Below are 17718 nucleotides of genomic sequence, written 5' to 3'. Positions count from 1 at the left end.
TCGAACCAGGCCGTGGTGTACCAGTCGATCAGGTCGGCGCCCCGCAGCGACGCGCCGAAGGCGGCGTTGGGGATGAAGCTGAAGTCCAGATGGCTCCCACCCCGGATGATCAGCTCGCCCGTGTCCACACCCGCCTTGCTGTACGCGAGCGACTCGGTCGTCTTCGCTGTGGGCTGCGGCTGTGAGGTGTTCGGTAGCGGCGGCAAGCCGTAGTCGGCCGAGAGACCCAGCGCTGGCTTGGTGATCGGGGGCACCGTACGCGCCGCCGGGTTCGACGGGCACGGCTGCTCGATGGGGCCGCCGCTCGGCCCGAAGCTGGCGTTCGGCGCGGGAGCGCCGAGGTTGTCCCAAGCCACGATCGCCTTCACCCGCGGGTCCCACTGCCCGATGTAGGAGACGCCGCCGGCCCCGTATGAATGCCCGGCGAGCCCGAGCCGGTTGGGGTCGAGGATCGCCGAGAAGGGGTTGTAGGCGTTGTCGAGGCCCTGCTCGACCCGCGCCGCCTGCTTGGGACCGTGGCTGGTGCCGGTCGTGCAGCTCGACACCGGCTGGTAGGGCCTCGTCGGCGTGGAGAGGAAGAAGTTGACGGCGTCCTCGGTGCCGTCGAAGAAGGGCCGACCGTCGGTCTGGGCCGGGAAGCCCTCGCCCTGGTCGGGCGCCTCTCCGAAGGTGTCGCTCTGACCCTGACCCTGCTCGTCCCAGGTGAGCACCACGTAGCCGGCCTTGGCCAGGGCCTGCGCCGCGTACCAGTAGAGCTGCTCGTCGGCCTGCACCGAGCCGTCGGCGATCACGATGCCCGGACGCTGGGCGGGCCCGGCGCGGGTGGCCCACACGTGCCCGGAGATCGTGGCCCCGTCTCGGGCGGTGAAGTAGACAGGCTGCACGATCCCGTAGCCGCTCGTCTGCCAGGCGTAGAGACGGGCGTCGCCAGTGCAGCCGTCCTCGCCCCGTCCGCAGAGGTCGGCCTGGAAGAGACGCCCGGGATCGTTGACCTGCTCGAGCTCGGTCGCCACCTCGTTCTGGGTGCCGATCGTCCGCAGCAGGGCCTGGTAGCCGGGCGTGTCGTAGATCGTCTGGCGCTCCTCCACCTTGGAGAAGTCCTGCGCTTCCGTCTGAGGCGTCCACGGCCGGGGCTCGAAGGTGGGGGCGCCCGCGGCGCCCGCGGCGCCGGCCACGCTCGGCACCGCCAGCGACGAGAGCGAACCGGTCACCACCAACGCCGCCGCCAGAATCCTCGCCTGCACGAATTGAGTAGTTCGTCCCCCGACCCCCAGCTTCCTACGCGAGCATCGCGGGGGCGAGCCTGGGCGAAACGTCCAGTGGTGCCCTTCGAGGTCCTCGGCCAGGAGGGACCGACGCCGTTGTCAAAGGCCGCCGAGCGGGGCGAGAATCCCGGCATGCCCGACAGAGCGCCCATCGACCAGCTCGCCCAGGTGTGGCGATCGACAGCCGCCGCCTGCGAGGACCTGAGCCCCGAGCAGTGGGACACGATCACCGACTGCCCCGGTTGGACGGTGCGGGACCAGCTGGCCCACGTCATCGGCACCGAGTCGGTGCTCCTCGGACGGCCGTCGCCCGACCCTGCTCCCGCCGGCCTGCCGCATGTCCACAACCCCATGGGCCAGATGAACGAGGCGTGGGTCGACGCCCGGCGCCAGGTGCCCGGCGACAAGGTCCTGGCCGAGTTCGAGGAGGTGACGGCCGCCCGGGTCGCCGCCCTCGAGGCCATGACCGACGAGGAGCTGGAGGCGAGCACCCCGAGCCCGGTGGGCGAGGTGCCGTACGCCACGTTCATGGACGTGAGGGTCATGGACTGCTGGACACACGAGCAGGACATCCGACGCGCCCTCGGACGTCCGGGCCACCTCGACGGACCGGCACCCGAGGCGGCGCTCGACCGGCTCGTCTCCTCGTTCGGCTACGTCGTCGGCAAGCGGGTCGGTCCCCCCGACGGCACGACCCTCGTGCTCGAGCTGGCGGGGCCGCCGGCGTCAGAGACGCGCCGCGTCGCCGTGGTCATGAGCGACGGCCGGGCCCGGCCGATCGAACCACCGGCCGACCCCACGGTGCGCATCTCGACCGACAGCGAGACCTACGCCTGTCTGGCCACCGGGCGATGGACGGCCGACCACGCCGTCGCCTCGGGCCGCGTCGCGTTCGCCGGCGACGAGCCCCTCGGTCGACGGGTGGTCGGCAAGATGTCCATCACGCCCTGAATCTCACCCTGAGCACGACTCGGCCGGTCACATCTCCTTGACGAGACCAATCAGGTTCCCGGCCGGGTCGGTGAACTGGGCGATGGAGGGTCCGCCGGGCACGTCCATCGGCGGCATGGCGGTCTTGCCGCCGAGCTTCTGGGCCTTGTCCAGCGCCGCCTGCAGGTCCGCCACCTGCACGTAGAACGTGACGGCCGGCTTACCGTCCTGTGATGCTGCGACACCTCCGGCGATACCGTCCTTGCCGGGCTCGACCATGCCGTAGCTCATCGGGTTGTCGGCGTTGATCTTCCAGTCGAACAGCGAGCTGTAGTAGTCCTGGAGCGCCTTGGCATCCTTGCCGAGGACCTCGAAGTGGATAACGGGCTGGCTCATGATGTCAATCTCCTGTGTCCTTGGTTCTTGCTCTTTGTTTGTATGCGAGGATCTCCGGCCCGCCAACCCGCTCACGTCACGTGGGTCGCCAACCAGTCGTTGAGCGGCGCCGAGGCGTGCAGGAAGTCGACGACCCGCTTCTTGGCCTGTCTGGTGCCGAGCCAGTTGCCGACCGGCCACCGCTTCCATGTCACCAGGCCTTTGTGGCGCAGCAGCTCGGCTCGGGGATGGTCCTTCGGGAATCCCCTGGGGGCGGTCTTCAGCGTCTCGTGGGCGGTCACCTCGATCCCGCGCTTGGCCGTGGCGGCGACGATCGAGGCCAGCTGGGCGCCGCTGCGGTCTTCGACGACCGCCCGTCGGTAGCGGTCGAGCTGCTCTGCGTCCAGCATGTACCTGCCGCATCCCGCGCCGAGACCGTCGGCCGACAGCTGGATGTAGCCGCCCGACGCGAGCGACGCGGCCATGGCCGTCTTGTACGGCGACTTGTCGGGACTGAAGCGAATGTCCCGATACGGACGCATGATCCGTCCTTCGCCGAACTCGGTCGCCAGCTCGGCCAGCAGCTCCTGCATGGGCTGGTGCACGAGCTGCTCGTACTCCGCCTTGTGGGCCTGCCAGTAGGTCTTCGAGTTGTCCGCCTCGAGCCCCTCGTAGAACTCGATTGCTTCGGCCGGCCACCCACCGAACGCCACGACGGCCGACGCTAGCCGAGCAGTGGTCACGGCGACGGGTCGAGGTAGGGATCGGGTCCGGGGTCGCCGCCAGTCGCGGCCACGCCGAGCCGGGCGAGGAAGTGGTCCCACCCCTCACCATGGCGCTCCGCCTGCACCGGCGACAGGTCCCGGTGGACGAAATGGACGATCGTCTTGTCGCCCTCGGCGGTCAGGCGTACGTCGACCGTGGACGAGCCTGGCGGCAGCTCCTCGTTCGCCTCCCAGCCCCACGTGAAGACGACTCGCGCCGGGGGCTCCACCTCGACGAACTGGCCTGCGGCGACGTTGCGACCGTTCATGTCGACGCGGAAGGTGCCGCCCGGCACGGGGTCGAGGCGGTGCTCGATCCCCATCCAGCGCGCCATCTTGTCCGGGTCGGTGAAGTAGGAGAACACCATCTCCCGGGGGGCATCGATGTGAAGCTCGCGGGTGAACGTGGTGCGGGCCTCACTATCGGGACTGTCGGGACTGTCGGGCATCGGTCTCCTCCTGCTCGGCGGCTTCTTGTTCGGCGGCTTGCTTGAGGCGGTCGAGATGGTCCACCCAGAATTCCTCCACGAACGACCGCACGCCGGCCAGGGCCTCGGGGCGGGCCCGGTAGAGGCGCCGCGTGCCGTCCCGCCGCTCGGTGAGCAGGCCCGCTTCGCGCAGGATGGTGATGTGCTGTGAGATGGCGGGACGGCTGACGTCGAAACGAGCGGCGATCTCTCCTGCCGACAGCTCGCGGCGCCGGACGAGGCGAATGATCTCGCGGCGCCGAGGGTCCGCGAGGGCCCGGAGCACCGCCTCCACGTCGGGTCAGGGCTGGCGACCGAGGAAGCCGACGAGCTGGTCGCACGGCGACCCGTCGTCAGCGACGGGAACGATCGGACCGAAGGCTCCGTGCTGGCGGATGTCGTCGGTGATCGCCGACCGGCAGAACTCGAGGACTGCGGACGCCAGCGTTGGGTCGATGGTCAATGCCTGCCCGGTCGCCCTGGCCAGGTCCCAGCCGTGCACCAGGGTGTCGGTGACGTTGACCCCGGCGGCGACCGGCGCCGGCAGCTCCATGCCGATCGGCAGCCGGCACGTTCCCTCCAGCGCGTGTGGTGCCGCCCAGGCGGCGAGAGTCGACGCGGCTGTGGCGCGGTACGCGGCGGCGAAGTCGTCGGCGACCTCGTCGGTCGGCGCGTCCTCGGGCGGGCTCTCCCGCCGAGCCGTCCAGCCGAAGCGGGTGACCACGCCGGTCATGTGGCCCAGCAGGGTTCGTACGTCCCATTCCTTGCAGGGCGTCGGCTCGGAAAGCTGGGCCGGCCGGATGCCGGCGACAATCCTCCCGGTCGAGCCGAACGCTCCGTCGAGCTGCTCCAGTATCTCCACGGTCCACCTCACGGTCGTCGGTTCACGTGAGGCTATGTAAGCAGTCTCTTACAAAGGCGTCAAGCGCTCGCCTGTACCGACCGGCCGGGGCCCCAGCACTGGGGGAGGGCTACTGGGGCCCTGGCCGGTTCGGAACCCTGCGTCAGGTCGTGCCGCCCGGCTGCGTACCGTCGCCCGGTGGCGCGGAGGGCGCGGGGGGTGCGCCCCTGGGCGCATGCTGCGGACCGGCGGGCAGGATCTGGACCGAGGTGGCCGTGAGATCGCCGTTGGATTGGCGGTCGCCCATGGCCGCGATCCGGACGCCCTGCTTGACGTCCGAGAGGGACGCCTGCGACCCGCGCTGGTGGAACGTGGTGCTGCCCGTGGTCGTCACCGTGTGCGTCGCGCCGCCCATGCCCTGCACGACGAAGCTCTGACCGGAGACGGACTGGACGGTGCCCGCCACCGTGGGCAGGAGGACGGCCACCTTCGAGGCGTCGAGGTCGGTTCCGTTCTTGTCGACGGTGCCCTGGGCGGCGATCCGGGCCCCGTTGGTCACCGCCGTGCTCGCCGCCGACTGCCCGCCCCGGGTGTAGGTGGTCGACGACGAGGTGTGGATCGTCCGCGTGAAGCCCATGAAGTCCTGGATCGTGACGTTCTGTCCGCTCACACTCTTGACGGTGCCGGCCATGCCGGGCGCAGGCTTGTGGCCGTTCTGCCCCGCGCCGCCCATGGGTCCTCGAAGTCCGAAGCCGAAGCGTCCCGGACCTCCCGGCCCCGGACCGGGGGCCGCCTGTCCGGGATCGGCCAGCGACTGGGCTGGATCGCCCGACGACGCCGACTGGCTGGCTGCGGCCGGGGCGGCCGAGCTGGAGCTGCCCGAGCCCGAGGTCACCGCCCAGGTGATCCCGAAGGCCCCGCCGGCCAGACCGACGGCGGCCGCTCCCAGCCCGACCCTCTTCGTCCACCCGGCCTGCGTACGCCCGGGTGGCCGCTGGGGAGCACTGGGCTGTCCTGACTCGGGCCCCCAGGGCCAGGCCAGGTCGGGGGGCTTTGGGGCATGGTCGTCCGCCCCGGACGCAGGGTCGTGGTCCATGGAGGCAAGATTGCCCGCCGTAACTTAGGGCAGCCTGAGAAAGCACTGAGTCGACCCATAGAGTTCCGCGCTGTCAGGCCAGCAGGAGGCCGGCGGCCAACGCCGCTCCCAGCTCCCAGCACTCCTCGAGGTCCTGCTGGCGGGGCTGGCCGAGCACGGTTACCGGCTCGCGGGCCCGGCGCCACTTCAACCCGGTGGTGATCGACTCCACTGCCCGCACGGCTCCGACCGTGTCGTTGTTGCCGTGCACGTACAGGCCGTACGGACGTCGGGCGGTTGCGTCCAGGCACGGGTAGTAGATCTGGTCGAAGAAGTGCTTGAGGGCGCCGGAGATGTAGCCCAGGTTGGCGGGCGTGCCGAGGAGGTACCCGTCCGCCTCCAGCACGTCGACGGCTGTCGCCGTCAGCGCCGGCCGGGACACGACCTCCACGTCCTCTATGCGCGGGTCGGTCGCACCTGACATGACGGCCTCGAACATGGAGTGCAGCGAGGGGGAGGCGGTGTGGTGGACGACGAGCAGGGTCGGCATACTCCACGAGCATCTCAGGTCGTCGCCGCGCTACGCGAGACTGAGCGGGTGCAGCGGGGCGTCTCCAGGTCCGACGATGGCGTCACCAGGTGCCCGTGGGGTGTGACACCCGACGAGTACAGGAGCTACCACGACGACGAGTGGGGTCGTCCGGTCGTCGACGACGGGCGCATCTTCGAGAAGCTGTGCCTGGAGGGTTTTCAGAGCGGGCTCTCGTGGCTGACGATCCTGCGCAAGCGCGAGGAGTTTCGTCGAGCCTTCGCCGGGTTCGACATCCCCACGGTCGCCCGCTTCGGAGATCGGGACGTCGCCCGGCTCCTCGGGGACGCGGGCATCGTGCGCCACCGGGGCAAGATCGATGCCGCCATCGGCAACGCCCGCGCCGTCGAGCGGCTCGATGCCGACGGCGACTCGCTGGCCGCCCTGGTGTGGCGGCACGAGCCCGCGCCGGGCCGGCCGCCGCGCACCGTCGACGACGTGCCGCCGGTGACGGCGGAGTCGAATGACCTGTCGCGGGAGCTACGGCGCCGCGGGTTTCGCTTCGTCGGCCCGACGACGGTCTACGCCTCCATGCAGTCGCTCGGGCTGGTCAACGATCACCTCGAGGGCTGCGACGCGCGGGGCCCCGTCGAGGCCGCCCGCGCCGCGCTGGTGCGCCCGCGCCAGGTCCGCTAGATCCCCGACAGGGCGGCCAGGCCCAGCTTGTCCAGGTACTCGACGAAAAGTGCCGGGTAGCGGTACATCCAGTCGTGATCCACGGGTCCGGCCCCGGCGGGCCGGTTGACGACCGTGAACGAGGCGCCGAGATCCCGCGCAAACTCGGCTCCGTCCTGGCGGTTGAGCAGGGTGTCGCGGTTTGCCCACAGCACGTGGCAGGGCAGACCGGCGCGGGCGATCGTCGCCACCTCCTGACGCCGGTCGCTCACGAACCCCCACCAGGCGGCGCGGACCATCTGCATGGGATGGCTCAGCCACGAGTGGGTGAAGTCCACCGCCGCCGTAGGCGTGGCCAGGCGGAAGAGGGTCATTGGACGTACGGCTTCCTCGGCCAGCATCCACTCGCGGGACATGCCGAGCGTGTCGGCGAAGACCAGCTCGACGACCCGCTCGGGGTAGCGGGCGGCCAGGCCGAGCTCGAGCCCTCCGCCGAACGAGTGCCCGATCAGGGTGACCTGATCGAGCTCGAGACGGTCGAGCGTCGCGAGCAAGGCCTGCAGCGCCCGCTCGTACGACCACCGCCCGTGCAGGGCGAAGATCGCCGGCACGGCCACGCGGGTTCGCCAGGCGAGCAATTCCGCCGTGCCGCGGTAGCTGAACGGCGACAGGCCATAGCCGTGGAGGATGACCACGGGCGGACCCTCGCCCAGCAGCAAGGTCCGCAGGGCGGTCGGAGGCATGGGCCGGCACCCTACCGGACGGCTGTTCACGCGGGGCTTCCAGGCGTGAAAAGATGGAGGGGCCGCCTTCAATGCCGGGGTCGGCGGACCCCGAGAGGAGCACCGTGCCAGCGATCACCCGCGACGTCGATGCTGCCTCCAGACGTGCCGAAGGCCCAGCGCATGTCTCACGTGTCCAACAGGTCAGCGCCGCCGTCCTGGTGGTCGGTCCGCTGGTGGCGCTCGGCTTCGCCGTGGCCAGCCTGTGGGGGCGAGGCATCAGCGGTCTGGACGTCGGCATCGCCGTCGTGATGTACGTCGTCACCTGCCTGGGCGTCACCATCGGGTTCCACCGCCTCCTGGCCCATCGCAGCTTCCGGGCCAACCGGGCGGTGCGGATCGCCCTGGCGGTGACGGGGACGATGGCCGTGGAGGGCTCGGCGCTCACGTGGGTTGCTCAACATCGCAAGCATCACGCCCATACCGAGCAGGAGGGCGATCCTCACTCGCCGTTCCGTTACGGCACCGGCTTCTGGCCTCAGCTCAAGGGCCTCGTCTACGCCCACGTCGGTTGGTTCTTCGACTCCCACCCTTCGCAGCCCGAGCGTTGGGCCCCCGACCTCCTGGCCGACCGCGACATGCTGATCGTGTCGAAGACGTCGCATATCTGGACCGCCGCCAGCCTGGTCATCCCGTTCCTCATCGGCTGGGCGGTCACCGGCACCCTTGGCGGGGCCCTCCTCGCCTTCCTGTGGGGCGGTCTCGTGCGGATGATGGTGCTGCACCACATCACCTGGAGCACCAACTCGTTGTGCCACATGTTCGGTCGACAGCCGTTCCAGACGAGCGACCACAGCTCCAATTTCGCTCCTCTGGCCCTGCTCAGCATGGGTGAGTCCTGGCACAACGCGCACCACGCCTTCCCGTCCTCCGCCCGCCACGGTGTGGACCGCGGCCAGCTCGACGCCACGGCAGGGGTCATCCGTCTCCTCGAGCGCCTGGGGTGGGCGACCCATGTGCGCTGGCCCAGTCCCGAGCGCCTCGACTCGCGGCGGAGGTCGCGATTGCGGGCGGGGGACAGCGAGCCGGGCGGCCCCGAAGCCGGGCCTGAGGCGGACGGGGACCGAGAGCCGGTGCTGACGTAGCCGCCCAGGTGGGGTCGGGCGGCCCGGAGCGGCTCCCGTAGGACCTGACGACGAGGCTGGGTATCATCCGTAGATCGACAGGGGGGACCGAGTCGAGGAGCTGTCATGCCCGAGCCCGTGATCGTCGCCACCGCCCGTACGCCGATCGGCCGAGCGTTCAAGGGGACGCTGGTCGACTTCCGCCCCGACGACATCACGGCGACGATCGTCCAGACCGTGCTGGGCAAGGTGCCCGAGCTCGACCCCGCCGAGATCGAGGACCTGATGCTGGGGTGCGGCCTACCGGGCGGCGAGCAGGGCTACAACATGGCCCGGGTGGTGAGCCTCCTCGCCGGCCTGCCCGACGTGCCGGGCACGACCATCACCCGCTACTGCTCGTCGTCGCTGCAGACGATCCGCATGGCGGCCCATGCCATCCGGGCCGGCGAGGGGGACGTCTTCCTGGCCGCTGGCGTCGAGATGGTCAGTCGTTTCGTCAAGGGCAACTCCGACAGCCTGCCCGACACGACCAACCAACGCTTCGGCGAGGCCGGGGACCGCACCGCAGCGCGGTCCCAGGGCGGGGTGGAGTCGTGGAAGCCAGCCGACGGGCTTCCGGACATCTACATCGCGATGGGGCAGACGGCCGAGAACGTGGCCGAGCTCGAGAACGTCTCGCGGGAGGAGATGGACACCTTCGCCGCGCTCTCCCAGCAGCGGGCCGTGACCTCCCAGGAGAACGGCTTCTTCGAGCGGGAGATCACACCCGTGACCCGGCCGGACGGGACCGTGGTCGCCAGGGACGACGGTCCCCGCCCGGGGACGACGGTCGAGAAGCTGGCCACCTTGCAGCCGGCCTTCCGGCCCGACGGCAAGGTCACCGCCGGCAACTCGTGCCCGCTGAACGACGGCGCCGCCGCCGTGGTCGTGATGAGCGACACCCGGGCCGCCGAGCTCGGGATCCAGCCCCTTGCGCGCATCGTGTCCAGCGGAGTCAGCGCCCTGAACCCCGAGATCATGGGCCTCGGCCCCATCGAGGCCAGCCGCCAGGCGCTGCGGCGGGCAGGGATGACCATCGACGACGTCGACCTGGTGGAGCTCAACGAGGCCTTCGCCGCCCAGGTCGTCCCCGTCACCAGGACACTCGGCGTCGAGTGGGACAAGGTCAACGTGAACGGGGGCGCCATCGCGCTCGGGCACCCCTTCGGGATGACCGGCGCCCGCATCATGACGACGCTGCTGAACGGCCTCGAGGACGCCGACAAGAGCGTGGGCCTGGAGACCATGTGCGTCGGCGGCGGCCAGGGCATGGCCATGGTCGTCGAGCGCCTCGGCTGACGCGTCAGCGCCGGCCGTAGAGGTAGATCTCGGTCGTGTAGGACATCCGGACCGGCTCCGTCTGCTGGGCGGCCAGCCCCTCGATATCGGCGATCGCGGCGCTTCGATCGGCGTCCGGAAGTGCGGCCATCACGCTGGTCGACATCACCCGGTCGACCAGCCCTGAGCGGTCGAGCTCCTGGTGATGAGGGACGAGGCGCTCCTCGAGGGGCCCGAACAGCTCGGTCGTCTCGAAGGCTGACTCCCACCGGCCGCTGCGGTGGCTGGGTGCGTCGCCGCGGTGCGGGGTGATCATCTGGTTCAGGGCGTGCTGCAGCGGGTCGTCGAGGTCGCGGCGGTTCCACACCAGGGCGAGGCAGCCGTCGGGTCGCAGGACGCGATGGATCTCGGCCAGCGCCTCCCGAGTGCTGAACCAGTGGAACGCCTGGGCGACCGTCACCGCGTCGGCTGCGCCGTCGGGCAGGGGAATGGCTTCCGCGGTGCCGTCCAGGGTCTCGGCCGCTGGTACCGCGCGGGCCAGGGCAGCGCGCATCTCGGCCACCGGCTCCACGGCGATCACACGGGCGCCGGTCGGCAGCAGCAGGCGGGTGAGCTTGCCGGTCCCGGCCGCGAGATCGACGACCGTGCGTCCCGGCCCGAGGGCCAGCCGGTCCCGGAGCCACGCCACCGCCGCCGCGGGGTAGTCGGGCCGCGCCCGCTCGTAGGCGTCCGCGGCCCGACCGAAGCCGACAACGGCGCGGGGGTGGACGGTCACGGTCTCATCCTCACACGCGTCGGCCTACGCTGGTGTCCGGGGAGGGTGCAGATGCCCGAGAGACCGCGCACGCGGTACGCCAAGAGCGGAGATCTCGACATCGCCTACCAGGTGGTGGGTGACGGCCCGCTCGACCTCGTCGTCGTGCCGCCCGGTCTCGCGCTGATGGAGTGCTCGTGGGAGTTCCCTCCGCTCGCCAGGTTCTGGACGAGGCTCGCCTCGTTCGCCCGGCTGATCCTGCTCGACAAGCGGGGGACGGGACTGTCGGACCGGGTGACTGGGGTGCCGACCCTCGAAGAGCGCATGGACGACGTCAAGGTGGTGATGGACGCGGTGGGCTCGGAGCGCGCCGCGCTGTTCGGTGGGTCGGAGGCAGGTCCGATCACGTCGCTGTTCGCCGCGACCTATCCCGAGCGGGTGTCGTCGCTCGTGCTCGTCGGCGCCGTGGTCCGGTGGTCGGCATCGCCGGACTTCCCGTGGGGGTACACCGAGGAGGACGGGCGCAACCAGCTCGACTACGTGGAGCACTACTGGGGCAGCGGCCTTTCGGGCGAGTCCCATTTCGCGCCGAGCCTGGCCGGTGACCAGTTGGCCCGGGAGTGGGTGGGGCGGGTCGAGCAGTACACCGGCACGCCCTCCGCCATGGCCACGCTGTTTGCGATGAACGCCGAGCTCGATATCCGTCCGGTGCTTTCAACCGTGTCGGTGCCCACCCTCGTCATCCACCGCACCGACGATCGGGTGATGGACGTCAACCACGGCCGGTACTACGCCGAGCACATCGCGGGGGCGAGGTACCTGGAGCTGCCCGGCGAAGATCACTGGTGGTGGGTGGGCGATGTCGACGCCATCATCGATCCGATCGAAGAGCTGGTCACCGGCTCTCCAGCGCGCCGCGGCGGCGAGCGGGTGCTCAAGACGGTGCTCTTCACCGACATCGTGGGCTCGACGGAGCGGGCCGCGGAGCTGGGCGATCGCCGCTGGAAGGAGGTCCTGGACGTTCACTACGACGCCGTCCGCCGCAAGCTCGACCGCTTCAACGGCGAGGCGGTCAACACCACGGGCGACGGATTCCTGGCCGCCTTCGATGGCCCAGCCCGCGCCATCCGCTGCTCGCAGGCGATCGCCAGCGAGGCCACGGGCCTGGGGCTCGAGATACGCAGCGGGCTGCACACTGGCGAGTGCGAACAGCGCGGCGATGACCTGGCCGGCATCGCCGTGCACATCGGCGCCCGGGTGGCGGCCCTGGCCGGCGCGGGCGAGGTGCTCGTCACCAGCACGGTGCGTGATCTCGTGGCCGGGTCGGGCATCGACTTCGCCGACCGAGGTCAGCACGAGCTCAAGGGTGTGCCAGGGAGCTGGCAGCTGCTGGCGGCGACATGAGACCGACCCGCAGCTTCTAGCCTCCTAGGCGTCATGTGCGGACGATTTGTGGCTGCCACCCCGCCCTCGGTGCTCGCCGAGCGTTTCGTCGTGGACGAGGTCGTGGTGGACGACCGCCTGCCCAGCTGGAACGTCGCTCCGACCGCCGATGTCTACGCCGTGGCCCGCTCGCGCCAGGGGTCGCGACGGCTGGGCACCCTGCGCTGGGGGTTGGTGCCGTCGTGGGCCGACAACCCGGGCGGAGGTGCGCGCCACATCAACGCCCGGGCGGAGACGGTGGCCACCAACGGGGTCTTCCGCGAGCCGTTCGCCCGGCGCCGGTGCATCGTCCCCGCCGACGGCTTCTACGAGTGGCGAGCGGCCGCCGAGCCGGGCGACGTGAAGCAGCCGTTCTTCATCGGGCCCGCCGACGGCCGGCCACTCGCCCTCGCCGGGCTGTGGGACGCCTGGCGTGATGGCGAGGGTCGATGGCTGCGAACCTGCACCATCATCACCACGAAGGCCAACGCCGTCGTGGCCCCGCTCCACGACCGGATGCCCGTGGTCCTGCCCGAAGCCGCCTGGGCGGGATGGCTGGACCGCGACGCCCTGGACGTCCGAGGTGCCCGCGCCCTGCTCGTGCCGGCCGCCGACGACATGCTGGAGCGTCGTCCCGTGTCGACCGCCGTCAACAGCGCCCGGAACGACGGCCCCGAGCTGGTCGAGATCCTCCCAGCCGACCAGCGCGGGTAGGGTGCCCCGGCATGGGAGGCATTCTCGCTTACGGGGCCTACGTGCCCTACAACCGCCTGGAGCGCTCGGAGATCGGCGCCGCCCTGGGCGGCCCTGGTGGTCGAGGGAGCCGGGCGGTCGCCTCCTACGACGAGGACAGCACGTCGATGGCGGTCGAGGCGGCCCGGCTGGCGCTGCGATCGGCCCCCTCGGGCACCCGCCCAGAGGCCCTCTACGTGTCGACCACGTCGCCGCCCTACCTCGACAAGACCAATGCCACCGCCGTGCACGCCGCCCTCGGCCTCGATCCCGGGGCCGTGGCTGCGGACCTCAACGGCTCGGTGCGCTCTGCGGTCGCTGCGCTCGGGCTGGCCCTGGACGCCTCCACCGGCCCGGTCCTGGTGGTCGCCTCTGATGTGCGCACCGGGCTGGCAGGAGGCGCCGACGAGCGCGACGGTGGCGACGGTGCGGTGGCCTTGCTCATCGGCCCCGGCGAGGCCGGGCTGCCGGTGCTGGCCGAGCCGATGGCCGCCACCTCCTCCACCGCCGAGTTCCGCGACCGGTGGCGCACCCCGGGTCAGACCGCCTCACAGGTCTGGGAGGAGCGCTTCGGAGAGCACGCCTACCTGCCACTGGCCGAAGCCGCGTTCACCCACGCCCTGAAGGATGCGGGCATCACCGCGGAAGAGATCGACCACCTCCTCGTGACCGGCACGCACAGCCGGGCCGCCCGCCGTTTCCTCGCCGTCTCCGGCGTGCGTCGCGAAGCGGTGGCGCCGGACCTCACGCCGTCCATCGGCAACGCCGGCGCCGCCCAGCCCGGCCTCATGCTCGCCGCCGCACTCGACCGCGCCGCGCCGGGCCAGATCGTCGCCCTGGTGACCCTGGCCGACGGGGCCGACGTGCGCCTGTTCCGCACCACGGACGCCCTCACGGAGTACGCCTCCACCCGCCGGGCCGGCACGCTGGCCGAGCAGATCGAGTCCGGGCGCCCAGGCCTGTCCTACACGTCGTTCCTGACCTGGCGGGGGCAGCTGGTGCGGGAGCCTCCCCGCCGACCCGATCCCGAAGCGCCCGCGGCGCCGCCGTCGTTCCGCTCGGAGGCTTGGAAGCTCGGCTTCACGGGATCGCGCTGCACCGCGTGCGGTACGCGCCACCTGCCGCCCACCAGGGTGTGCGTGCACTGCCGCGCCGTGGATCACATGGTGCCCGAGCGCCTCGCAGACGTCCCCGCCACGGTGGCGACCTTCACCGTCGATCGCCTGGCATTCTCGCTGAGCCCCCCGGTGGTGGCCGCGGTGGTCGACTTCGACGGAGGCGGCCGATTCCGCTGCGAGCTGACGGACGTGGACCCTGAGGCGGTCGCCATCGGTGACCGCGTGGAGATGACGTTCCGGCGGCTGTTCACCGCCAACGGGGTGCACAATTACTTCTGGAAGGCCCGCCCGGTGCGGGCGACCCAAGAGGAGGTACAGGGCTGATGGCATCGAACGGGATCCGTGATCGCGTCGCCATCGTGGGGATGGGGTGCACGCCGTTCGGCGAGCACTGGGACAAGGGAGCCGACCACCTGCTCGTCGACGCGGCCAACGACGCCATCGGATCGGCGGGGGTCAAGATCGACGACATCGACGCCTTCTGGCTCGGCACCATGGGCTCGGGCATCAGCGGGCTCACCCTGTCGCGCCCCCTCAAGCTCGACTACCGGCCCGTCAGCCGGCTGGAGAACATGTGCGCCACGGGCTCGGAGGCATTCCGCAATGCCTGTTACGCGGTGGCCTCCGGTGCCTACGACACGGCCATGGCCATCGGGGTGGAGAAGCTCAAGGACTCGGGCTTCTCGGGCCTGGTCACGGCCAGGCCGGTGGACGATGGCACCGCCGCCAGCCTGACCGCTCCCGCTCTGTTCAGCCTCCTGTCGCCGGCCTACGCCCACAAGTACGGGGTCGACCAGGCCGAGCTCAAGGACGTCTTCACCCGCATCGCGTGGAAGAACCACCACAACGGAGCCCGCAACCCCCGTGCCCAGTTCCGCAAGGAGGTGCCCAAGGAGGACATCGCCTGCTCGCCCATCGTGGCCGGCCCCCTCGGCATCTTCGACTGCTCGGGGGTGAGCGACGGCTCGGCTGCGGCGGTGATCGTGCGGGCCGAGGACGCCCACCGCTACTGCGACAACCCGCTGTACGTGAAGGCGCTCTCCTTTGCCGCCGGCCCTGCCGCCGGTCCCATCGACCCCGGCTACGACTACACGACGTTCGAGGAGGTCGTGCGCTCGGCGGCCGACGCCTACCGCCAGGCCGGGATCACCGACCCCCGGGCCGAGCTGGCCATGGCGGAGGTCCACGACTGCTTCACGCCGACCGAGCTGGTGCTCATGGAGGACCTGGGCTTCGCCGAGCGCGGCTCAGCGTGGAAGGAGGTGCTGGCCGGCACCTTCGATCTCGACGGGGAGCTGGCGGTCAACCCCGACGGCGGCCTCAAGAGCTTCGGCCACCCCATCGGGGCCTCGGGGTTGCGCATGCTGTTCGAGTGCTGGCTTCAGCTGCGGGGCGAGGCTCCGGCCGAGCGCCGGGTCGCGGCGCTGGACCGCGGCCGCACCCTGGGGCTCACCCACAACCTGGGCGGCTCGCCCGGCGAATGCGTCAGCTTCGTCAGCGTGGTGGGTAGCGAGCCCAGCGCCTGAGCTCTATCTGACGGGGCGGCTGGGGGATCAGTCCAGGTCGAACCGAGCGGTCGCCTGACTCGTCTCCAGCACCTTGCGGACAGACGCCGCGATGCCCCGCCCGTCGAGGTCGAGGTCGGCGAGGATCTGGGCGGGCTTCCCCTGGGGGATGTAGGCGACGGGGATACCGAGCACGAGCACGGGCGGGATGCGTCGCGTCTCGTCCAGGGAGGCCATGGCGTCGACCAGGAAGGCGCCCGCCCCGCCGACCCGGATGCCATCCTCGATGGTGACGACCACCCCGTGCCCGGCGGCGTCGGTGAGCATCGCCGGGTCGGGCGGCTTCACCACCCGCACGTCCCAGATGGTGGCGCCGATGCCCTCGGCCGCGAGCTCGTCGGCTGCCTGCTCGGCGGCGGCCAGCATCTTGCCCACGGCGAGGAGGCACACGGTGCCGTCGCCCTGGCGGACCTTGCGGGCCGAGGTGCCCGAGCCCACGCTGGCCGGGTCGACCTGGAGGGCGGGCCCCTTCGGGTACCGGATGGAGGCGGGGCCGTCGAGCTCCAGGGCCGTCCGCAGCATGACGGGCATCTCCTGGGCCGACGAGGGCGCGAAGACGGTCATGCCGGGGATGGCCAGGGTGAGGGCCAGATCCAGCACGCCATGATGCGACGGGCCGTCGTCCCCGGTGATGCCGGCCCGGTCGAGGGCGAAGACCACCGGGAGCCCGTGGAGGCCCACGTCCAGGTTGGCCTGGTCGAAGGCGCGGCACAGGAAGGTCGAGTAGACGGCCACCACGGGTCGCAGGCCCATCATCGCCATGCCCGCCGCCGCCGTCACCGCGTGCTGCTCGGCGATCCCGACGTCGAAGCACCGGTCAGGGAACTTGGACTGGAACGGCAGGAGCCCGGTCGGCCCGGGCATGGCCGCGGTGATGGCCACGACGCTCGGGTGGTCCTCACCGATCTCGACCATGGCCTGGGTGAAGGCGTCGGTGCACTGGATGGGCGCGTCCCCGTCGCCCGCGGGGCCGGCGCTGGCCGGGCGCACCTTGAGATCGTGCAGGCGTTGCACCTGGTCGTCCTCGGCGGGGGCGTAGCCCTTGCCCTTGTGCGTGAGGACGTGGACCACGATGGGTCCGTCCCACTCGGCGGCGTGCCCCAGGGCCTGTTCCATGACCTCGATGTCGTGGCCGTCGAGGGGACCGGTGTAGCGCACACCGAGCGATTCGAAGAACACGTGCGGCTCGATGACCTCGCGCATCGCCGCCGTCAGACCCTGTGCGCTCGTGTAGGCCAGGCCGCCGATGGCGGGCACGTCCCGCAGGAACTGCTTGACGCGGTTGCGGGCCTGGACGTAGGAGGGGTTGAGCCGCAGCCGGGTCAGGCTCTCCGACAGGTGCGACACGGTGGGGGCGTAGGACCGGCCGTTGTCGTTGAGGACGATCACCACGCGGCGCCCGCTGTGGCCCAGGTTGTTGAGCGCCTCGTAGGCCATCCCCCCGGTGAGCGCCCCGTCGCCGACGATCGCCACCACCCGGCGGTCGGCGTCGTCGCCCTGTGCGCCCAGGTCGAGCGCGGTCGAGATGCCGTGGGCGTAGCTGAGGATGGTGGAGGCGTGGCTGTTCTCGACCCAGTCGTGCTCGGACTCCCGGCGCGAGGGGTACCCCGACAGGCCCCCGGCCTGGCGGAGCTGGGCGAAGCCGTCGCGCCGCCCGGTCACGAGCTTGTGGACGTAGGCCTGGTGACCGGTGTCCCACAGGATCACGTCACGTGGCGAGTCGAAGACGCGGTGGACGGCGAGGGTGAGCTCGACCGCCCCCAGGTTCGAGCCCAGGTGGCCGCCCGTGGCCGACACGGCCTCCACCACGAAGGCACGGATCTCGTCGGCCAGCTGGGCGAGCTCGGACTGGTCGAGCACCCGCAGGTCCTTCGGGCTGTTGACGTTATCCAGGATCATCGGCGCCGTGAACCTCCGTGCCCAAAGCTATCGGAACCTCGCAGCAGGCGGTTGCGCCCCGCGCGGCGGGGTCTCCTAGCGGTCGCGATCGGCCACGAAGTGGGCCAGGTCGACCAGGCGGGCCCGCGCCTCCTCGGTGACGGG

General features: G+C 71.1%; 19 protein-coding genes. 8 read left to right on the top strand and 11 right to left on the bottom strand.

The window, feature by feature from the left end:
- Positions 1–1244, bottom strand: a 1244-nt coding sequence (locus VGF64_02335) for a hypothetical protein (GenBank protein ID HEY1633567.1), incomplete at its 3' end; no start/stop codon positions are given.
- 78 nt (positions 1245–1322) lie between these two features.
- Between VGF64_02335 and VGF64_02330 the strand changes: the two genes are divergently transcribed.
- Positions 1323–2216 (top strand): maleylpyruvate isomerase family mycothiol-dependent enzyme, encoded by an 894-nt coding sequence (locus VGF64_02330; GenBank protein HEY1633566.1) that lies wholly within the window; start codon positions 1323–1325, stop codon positions 2214–2216.
- 27 nt (positions 2217–2243) lie between these two features.
- On the opposite strand, the gene VGF64_02325 is transcribed toward VGF64_02330, so the two are convergent.
- The 7 genes from VGF64_02325 to VGF64_02295 all read right to left on the bottom strand — a co-directional run bounded on the left by VGF64_02325 (position 2244) and on the right by VGF64_02295 (position 6267).
- A complete protein-coding gene (locus tag VGF64_02325; protein HEY1633565.1) occupies positions 2244–2591 on the bottom strand; it encodes a VOC family protein in 348 nt (115 codons plus the stop codon).
- 71 nt (positions 2592–2662) lie between these two features.
- Complete coding sequence (locus VGF64_02320; GenBank protein HEY1633564.1) at positions 2663–3283, bottom strand: DUF2461 domain-containing protein; 621 nt, start codon at positions 3281–3283, stop codon at positions 2663–2665.
- Between the two features lie 26 nt (positions 3284–3309).
- Positions 3310–3783: an SRPBCC domain-containing protein gene (locus VGF64_02315; GenBank protein ID HEY1633563.1), complete on the bottom strand. Its 474-nt coding sequence runs from the start codon at positions 3781–3783 to the stop codon at positions 3310–3312.
- Positions 3755–4087 (bottom strand): metalloregulator ArsR/SmtB family transcription factor, encoded by a 333-nt coding sequence (locus tag VGF64_02310; protein HEY1633562.1) that lies wholly within the window; start codon positions 4085–4087, stop codon positions 3755–3757. Before VGF64_02310 ends, VGF64_02315 begins: the two co-directional genes overlap by 29 nt.
- 15 nt (positions 4088–4102) lie before the next feature.
- Positions 4103–4663, bottom strand: a complete 561-nt coding sequence (locus VGF64_02305) for a TIGR03086 family metal-binding protein (protein HEY1633561.1) — start codon at positions 4661–4663, stop codon at positions 4103–4105.
- A gap of 142 nt (positions 4664–4805) precedes the next feature.
- Positions 4806–5738 (bottom strand): DUF5666 domain-containing protein, encoded by a 933-nt coding sequence (locus VGF64_02300; GenBank protein HEY1633560.1) that lies wholly within the window; start codon positions 5736–5738, stop codon positions 4806–4808.
- 73 nt (positions 5739–5811) lie between these two features.
- Positions 5812–6267, bottom strand: a complete 456-nt coding sequence (locus tag VGF64_02295; GenBank protein HEY1633559.1) for a flavodoxin — start codon at positions 6265–6267, stop codon at positions 5812–5814.
- 48 nt (positions 6268–6315) lie between these two features.
- On the opposite strand from VGF64_02295, the gene VGF64_02290 reads away from it, so the two are divergent.
- On the top strand, positions 6316–6942 hold the full coding sequence (locus VGF64_02290) for a DNA-3-methyladenine glycosylase I (GenBank protein ID HEY1633558.1): 627 nt from the start codon (positions 6316–6318) through the stop codon (positions 6940–6942).
- Here VGF64_02290 and VGF64_02285 read toward each other — a convergent pair.
- Complete coding sequence (locus VGF64_02285; protein HEY1633557.1) at positions 6939–7664, bottom strand: alpha/beta fold hydrolase; 726 nt, start codon at positions 7662–7664, stop codon at positions 6939–6941. The two genes, VGF64_02290 and VGF64_02285, sit on opposite strands and share 4 nt — an antisense overlap.
- Positions 7665–7768: 104 nt before the next feature.
- Here VGF64_02285 and VGF64_02280 point away from each other — a divergent pair, with 104 nt between their 5' ends.
- Both VGF64_02280 and VGF64_02275 read left to right on the top strand, forming a co-directional pair.
- Positions 7769–8788, top strand: a complete 1020-nt coding sequence (locus VGF64_02280) for an acyl-CoA desaturase (protein ID HEY1633556.1) — start codon at positions 7769–7771, stop codon at positions 8786–8788.
- A gap of 105 nt (positions 8789–8893) precedes the next feature.
- Complete coding sequence (locus VGF64_02275; GenBank protein ID HEY1633555.1) at positions 8894–10105, top strand: acetyl-CoA C-acetyltransferase; 1212 nt, start codon at positions 8894–8896, stop codon at positions 10103–10105.
- Between the two features lie 4 nt (positions 10106–10109).
- Here the strand turns inward: VGF64_02275 and VGF64_02270 are convergent, their stop codons facing one another.
- Complete coding sequence (locus tag VGF64_02270) at positions 10110–10859, bottom strand: class I SAM-dependent methyltransferase (protein ID HEY1633554.1); 750 nt, start codon at positions 10857–10859, stop codon at positions 10110–10112.
- A 51-nt stretch (positions 10860–10910) separates the two neighbouring features.
- On the opposite strand from VGF64_02270, the gene VGF64_02265 reads away from it, so the two are divergent.
- From VGF64_02265 to VGF64_02250, 4 genes are read left to right on the top strand one after another with little or no spacing between them, the layout of a single operon-like run.
- Positions 10911–12242, top strand: coding sequence for an adenylate/guanylate cyclase domain-containing protein (locus VGF64_02265; GenBank protein HEY1633553.1), 1332 nt, complete (start codon positions 10911–10913; stop codon positions 12240–12242).
- A 33-nt stretch (positions 12243–12275) separates the two neighbouring features.
- Entirely contained in the window at positions 12276–12974 is a 699-nt protein-coding gene (locus VGF64_02260; protein ID HEY1633552.1) for an SOS response-associated peptidase, read from the top strand.
- Between the two features lie 11 nt (positions 12975–12985).
- Positions 12986–14434, top strand: a complete 1449-nt coding sequence (locus VGF64_02255) for an OB-fold domain-containing protein (GenBank protein HEY1633551.1) — start codon at positions 12986–12988, stop codon at positions 14432–14434.
- A complete protein-coding gene (locus VGF64_02250) occupies positions 14434–15636 on the top strand; it encodes an acetyl-CoA acetyltransferase (GenBank protein HEY1633550.1) in 1203 nt (400 codons plus the stop codon). The genes VGF64_02255 and VGF64_02250 overlap by 1 nt, the downstream gene beginning before the upstream one ends.
- Positions 15637–15663: 27 nt before the next feature.
- Here VGF64_02250 and dxs read toward each other — a convergent pair whose 3' ends face one another.
- Positions 15664–17574 (bottom strand): 1-deoxy-D-xylulose-5-phosphate synthase, encoded by a 1911-nt coding sequence (dxs, locus tag VGF64_02245; protein ID HEY1633549.1) that lies wholly within the window; start codon positions 17572–17574, stop codon positions 15664–15666.
- Between the last annotated feature and the right edge of the window lie 144 nt (positions 17575–17718).

It is taken from the genome of Acidimicrobiales bacterium, from assembly GCA_036491125.1.
GTDB lineage: Bacteria > Actinomycetota > Acidimicrobiia > Acidimicrobiales > AC-9 > AC-9.
The sequence above is the reverse complement of the archived record's forward strand: the minus strand, read 5'-3'. Positions and strand labels throughout refer to the sequence as shown.

Bases quoted from the DNA above. Each gene is read 5' to 3' on its own strand.
- VGF64_02255 (HEY1633551.1), top strand. From the start codon at position 12,986: ATGGGAGGCATTCTCGCTTACGGGGCCTACGTGCCCTACAACCGCCTG.
- VGF64_02295 (HEY1633559.1), bottom strand. From the start codon at position 6,267: ATGCCGACCCTGCTCGTCGTCCACCACACCGCCTCCCCCTCGCTGCAC.
- VGF64_02265 (HEY1633553.1), top strand. From the start codon at position 10,911: ATGCCCGAGAGACCGCGCACGCGGTACGCCAAGAGCGGAGATCTCGAC.
- VGF64_02315 (HEY1633563.1), bottom strand. From the start codon at position 3,783: ATGCCCGACAGTCCCGACAGTCCCGATAGTGAGGCCCGCACCACGTTC.
- VGF64_02325 (HEY1633565.1), bottom strand. From the start codon at position 2,591: ATGAGCCAGCCCGTTATCCACTTCGAGGTCCTCGGCAAGGATGCCAAG.
- VGF64_02250 (HEY1633550.1), top strand. From the start codon at position 14,434: ATGGCATCGAACGGGATCCGTGATCGCGTCGCCATCGTGGGGATGGGG.
- dxs (HEY1633549.1), bottom strand. From the start codon at position 17,574: ATGATCCTGGATAACGTCAACAGCCCGAAGGACCTGCGGGTGCTCGAC.
- VGF64_02285 (HEY1633557.1), bottom strand. From the start codon at position 7,664: ATGCCTCCGACCGCCCTGCGGACCTTGCTGCTGGGCGAGGGTCCGCCC.
- VGF64_02300 (HEY1633560.1), bottom strand. From the start codon at position 5,738: ATGGACCACGACCCTGCGTCCGGGGCGGACGACCATGCCCCAAAGCCC.
- VGF64_02275 (HEY1633555.1), top strand. From the start codon at position 8,894: ATGCCCGAGCCCGTGATCGTCGCCACCGCCCGTACGCCGATCGGCCGA.
- VGF64_02260 (HEY1633552.1), top strand. From the start codon at position 12,276: ATGTGCGGACGATTTGTGGCTGCCACCCCGCCCTCGGTGCTCGCCGAG.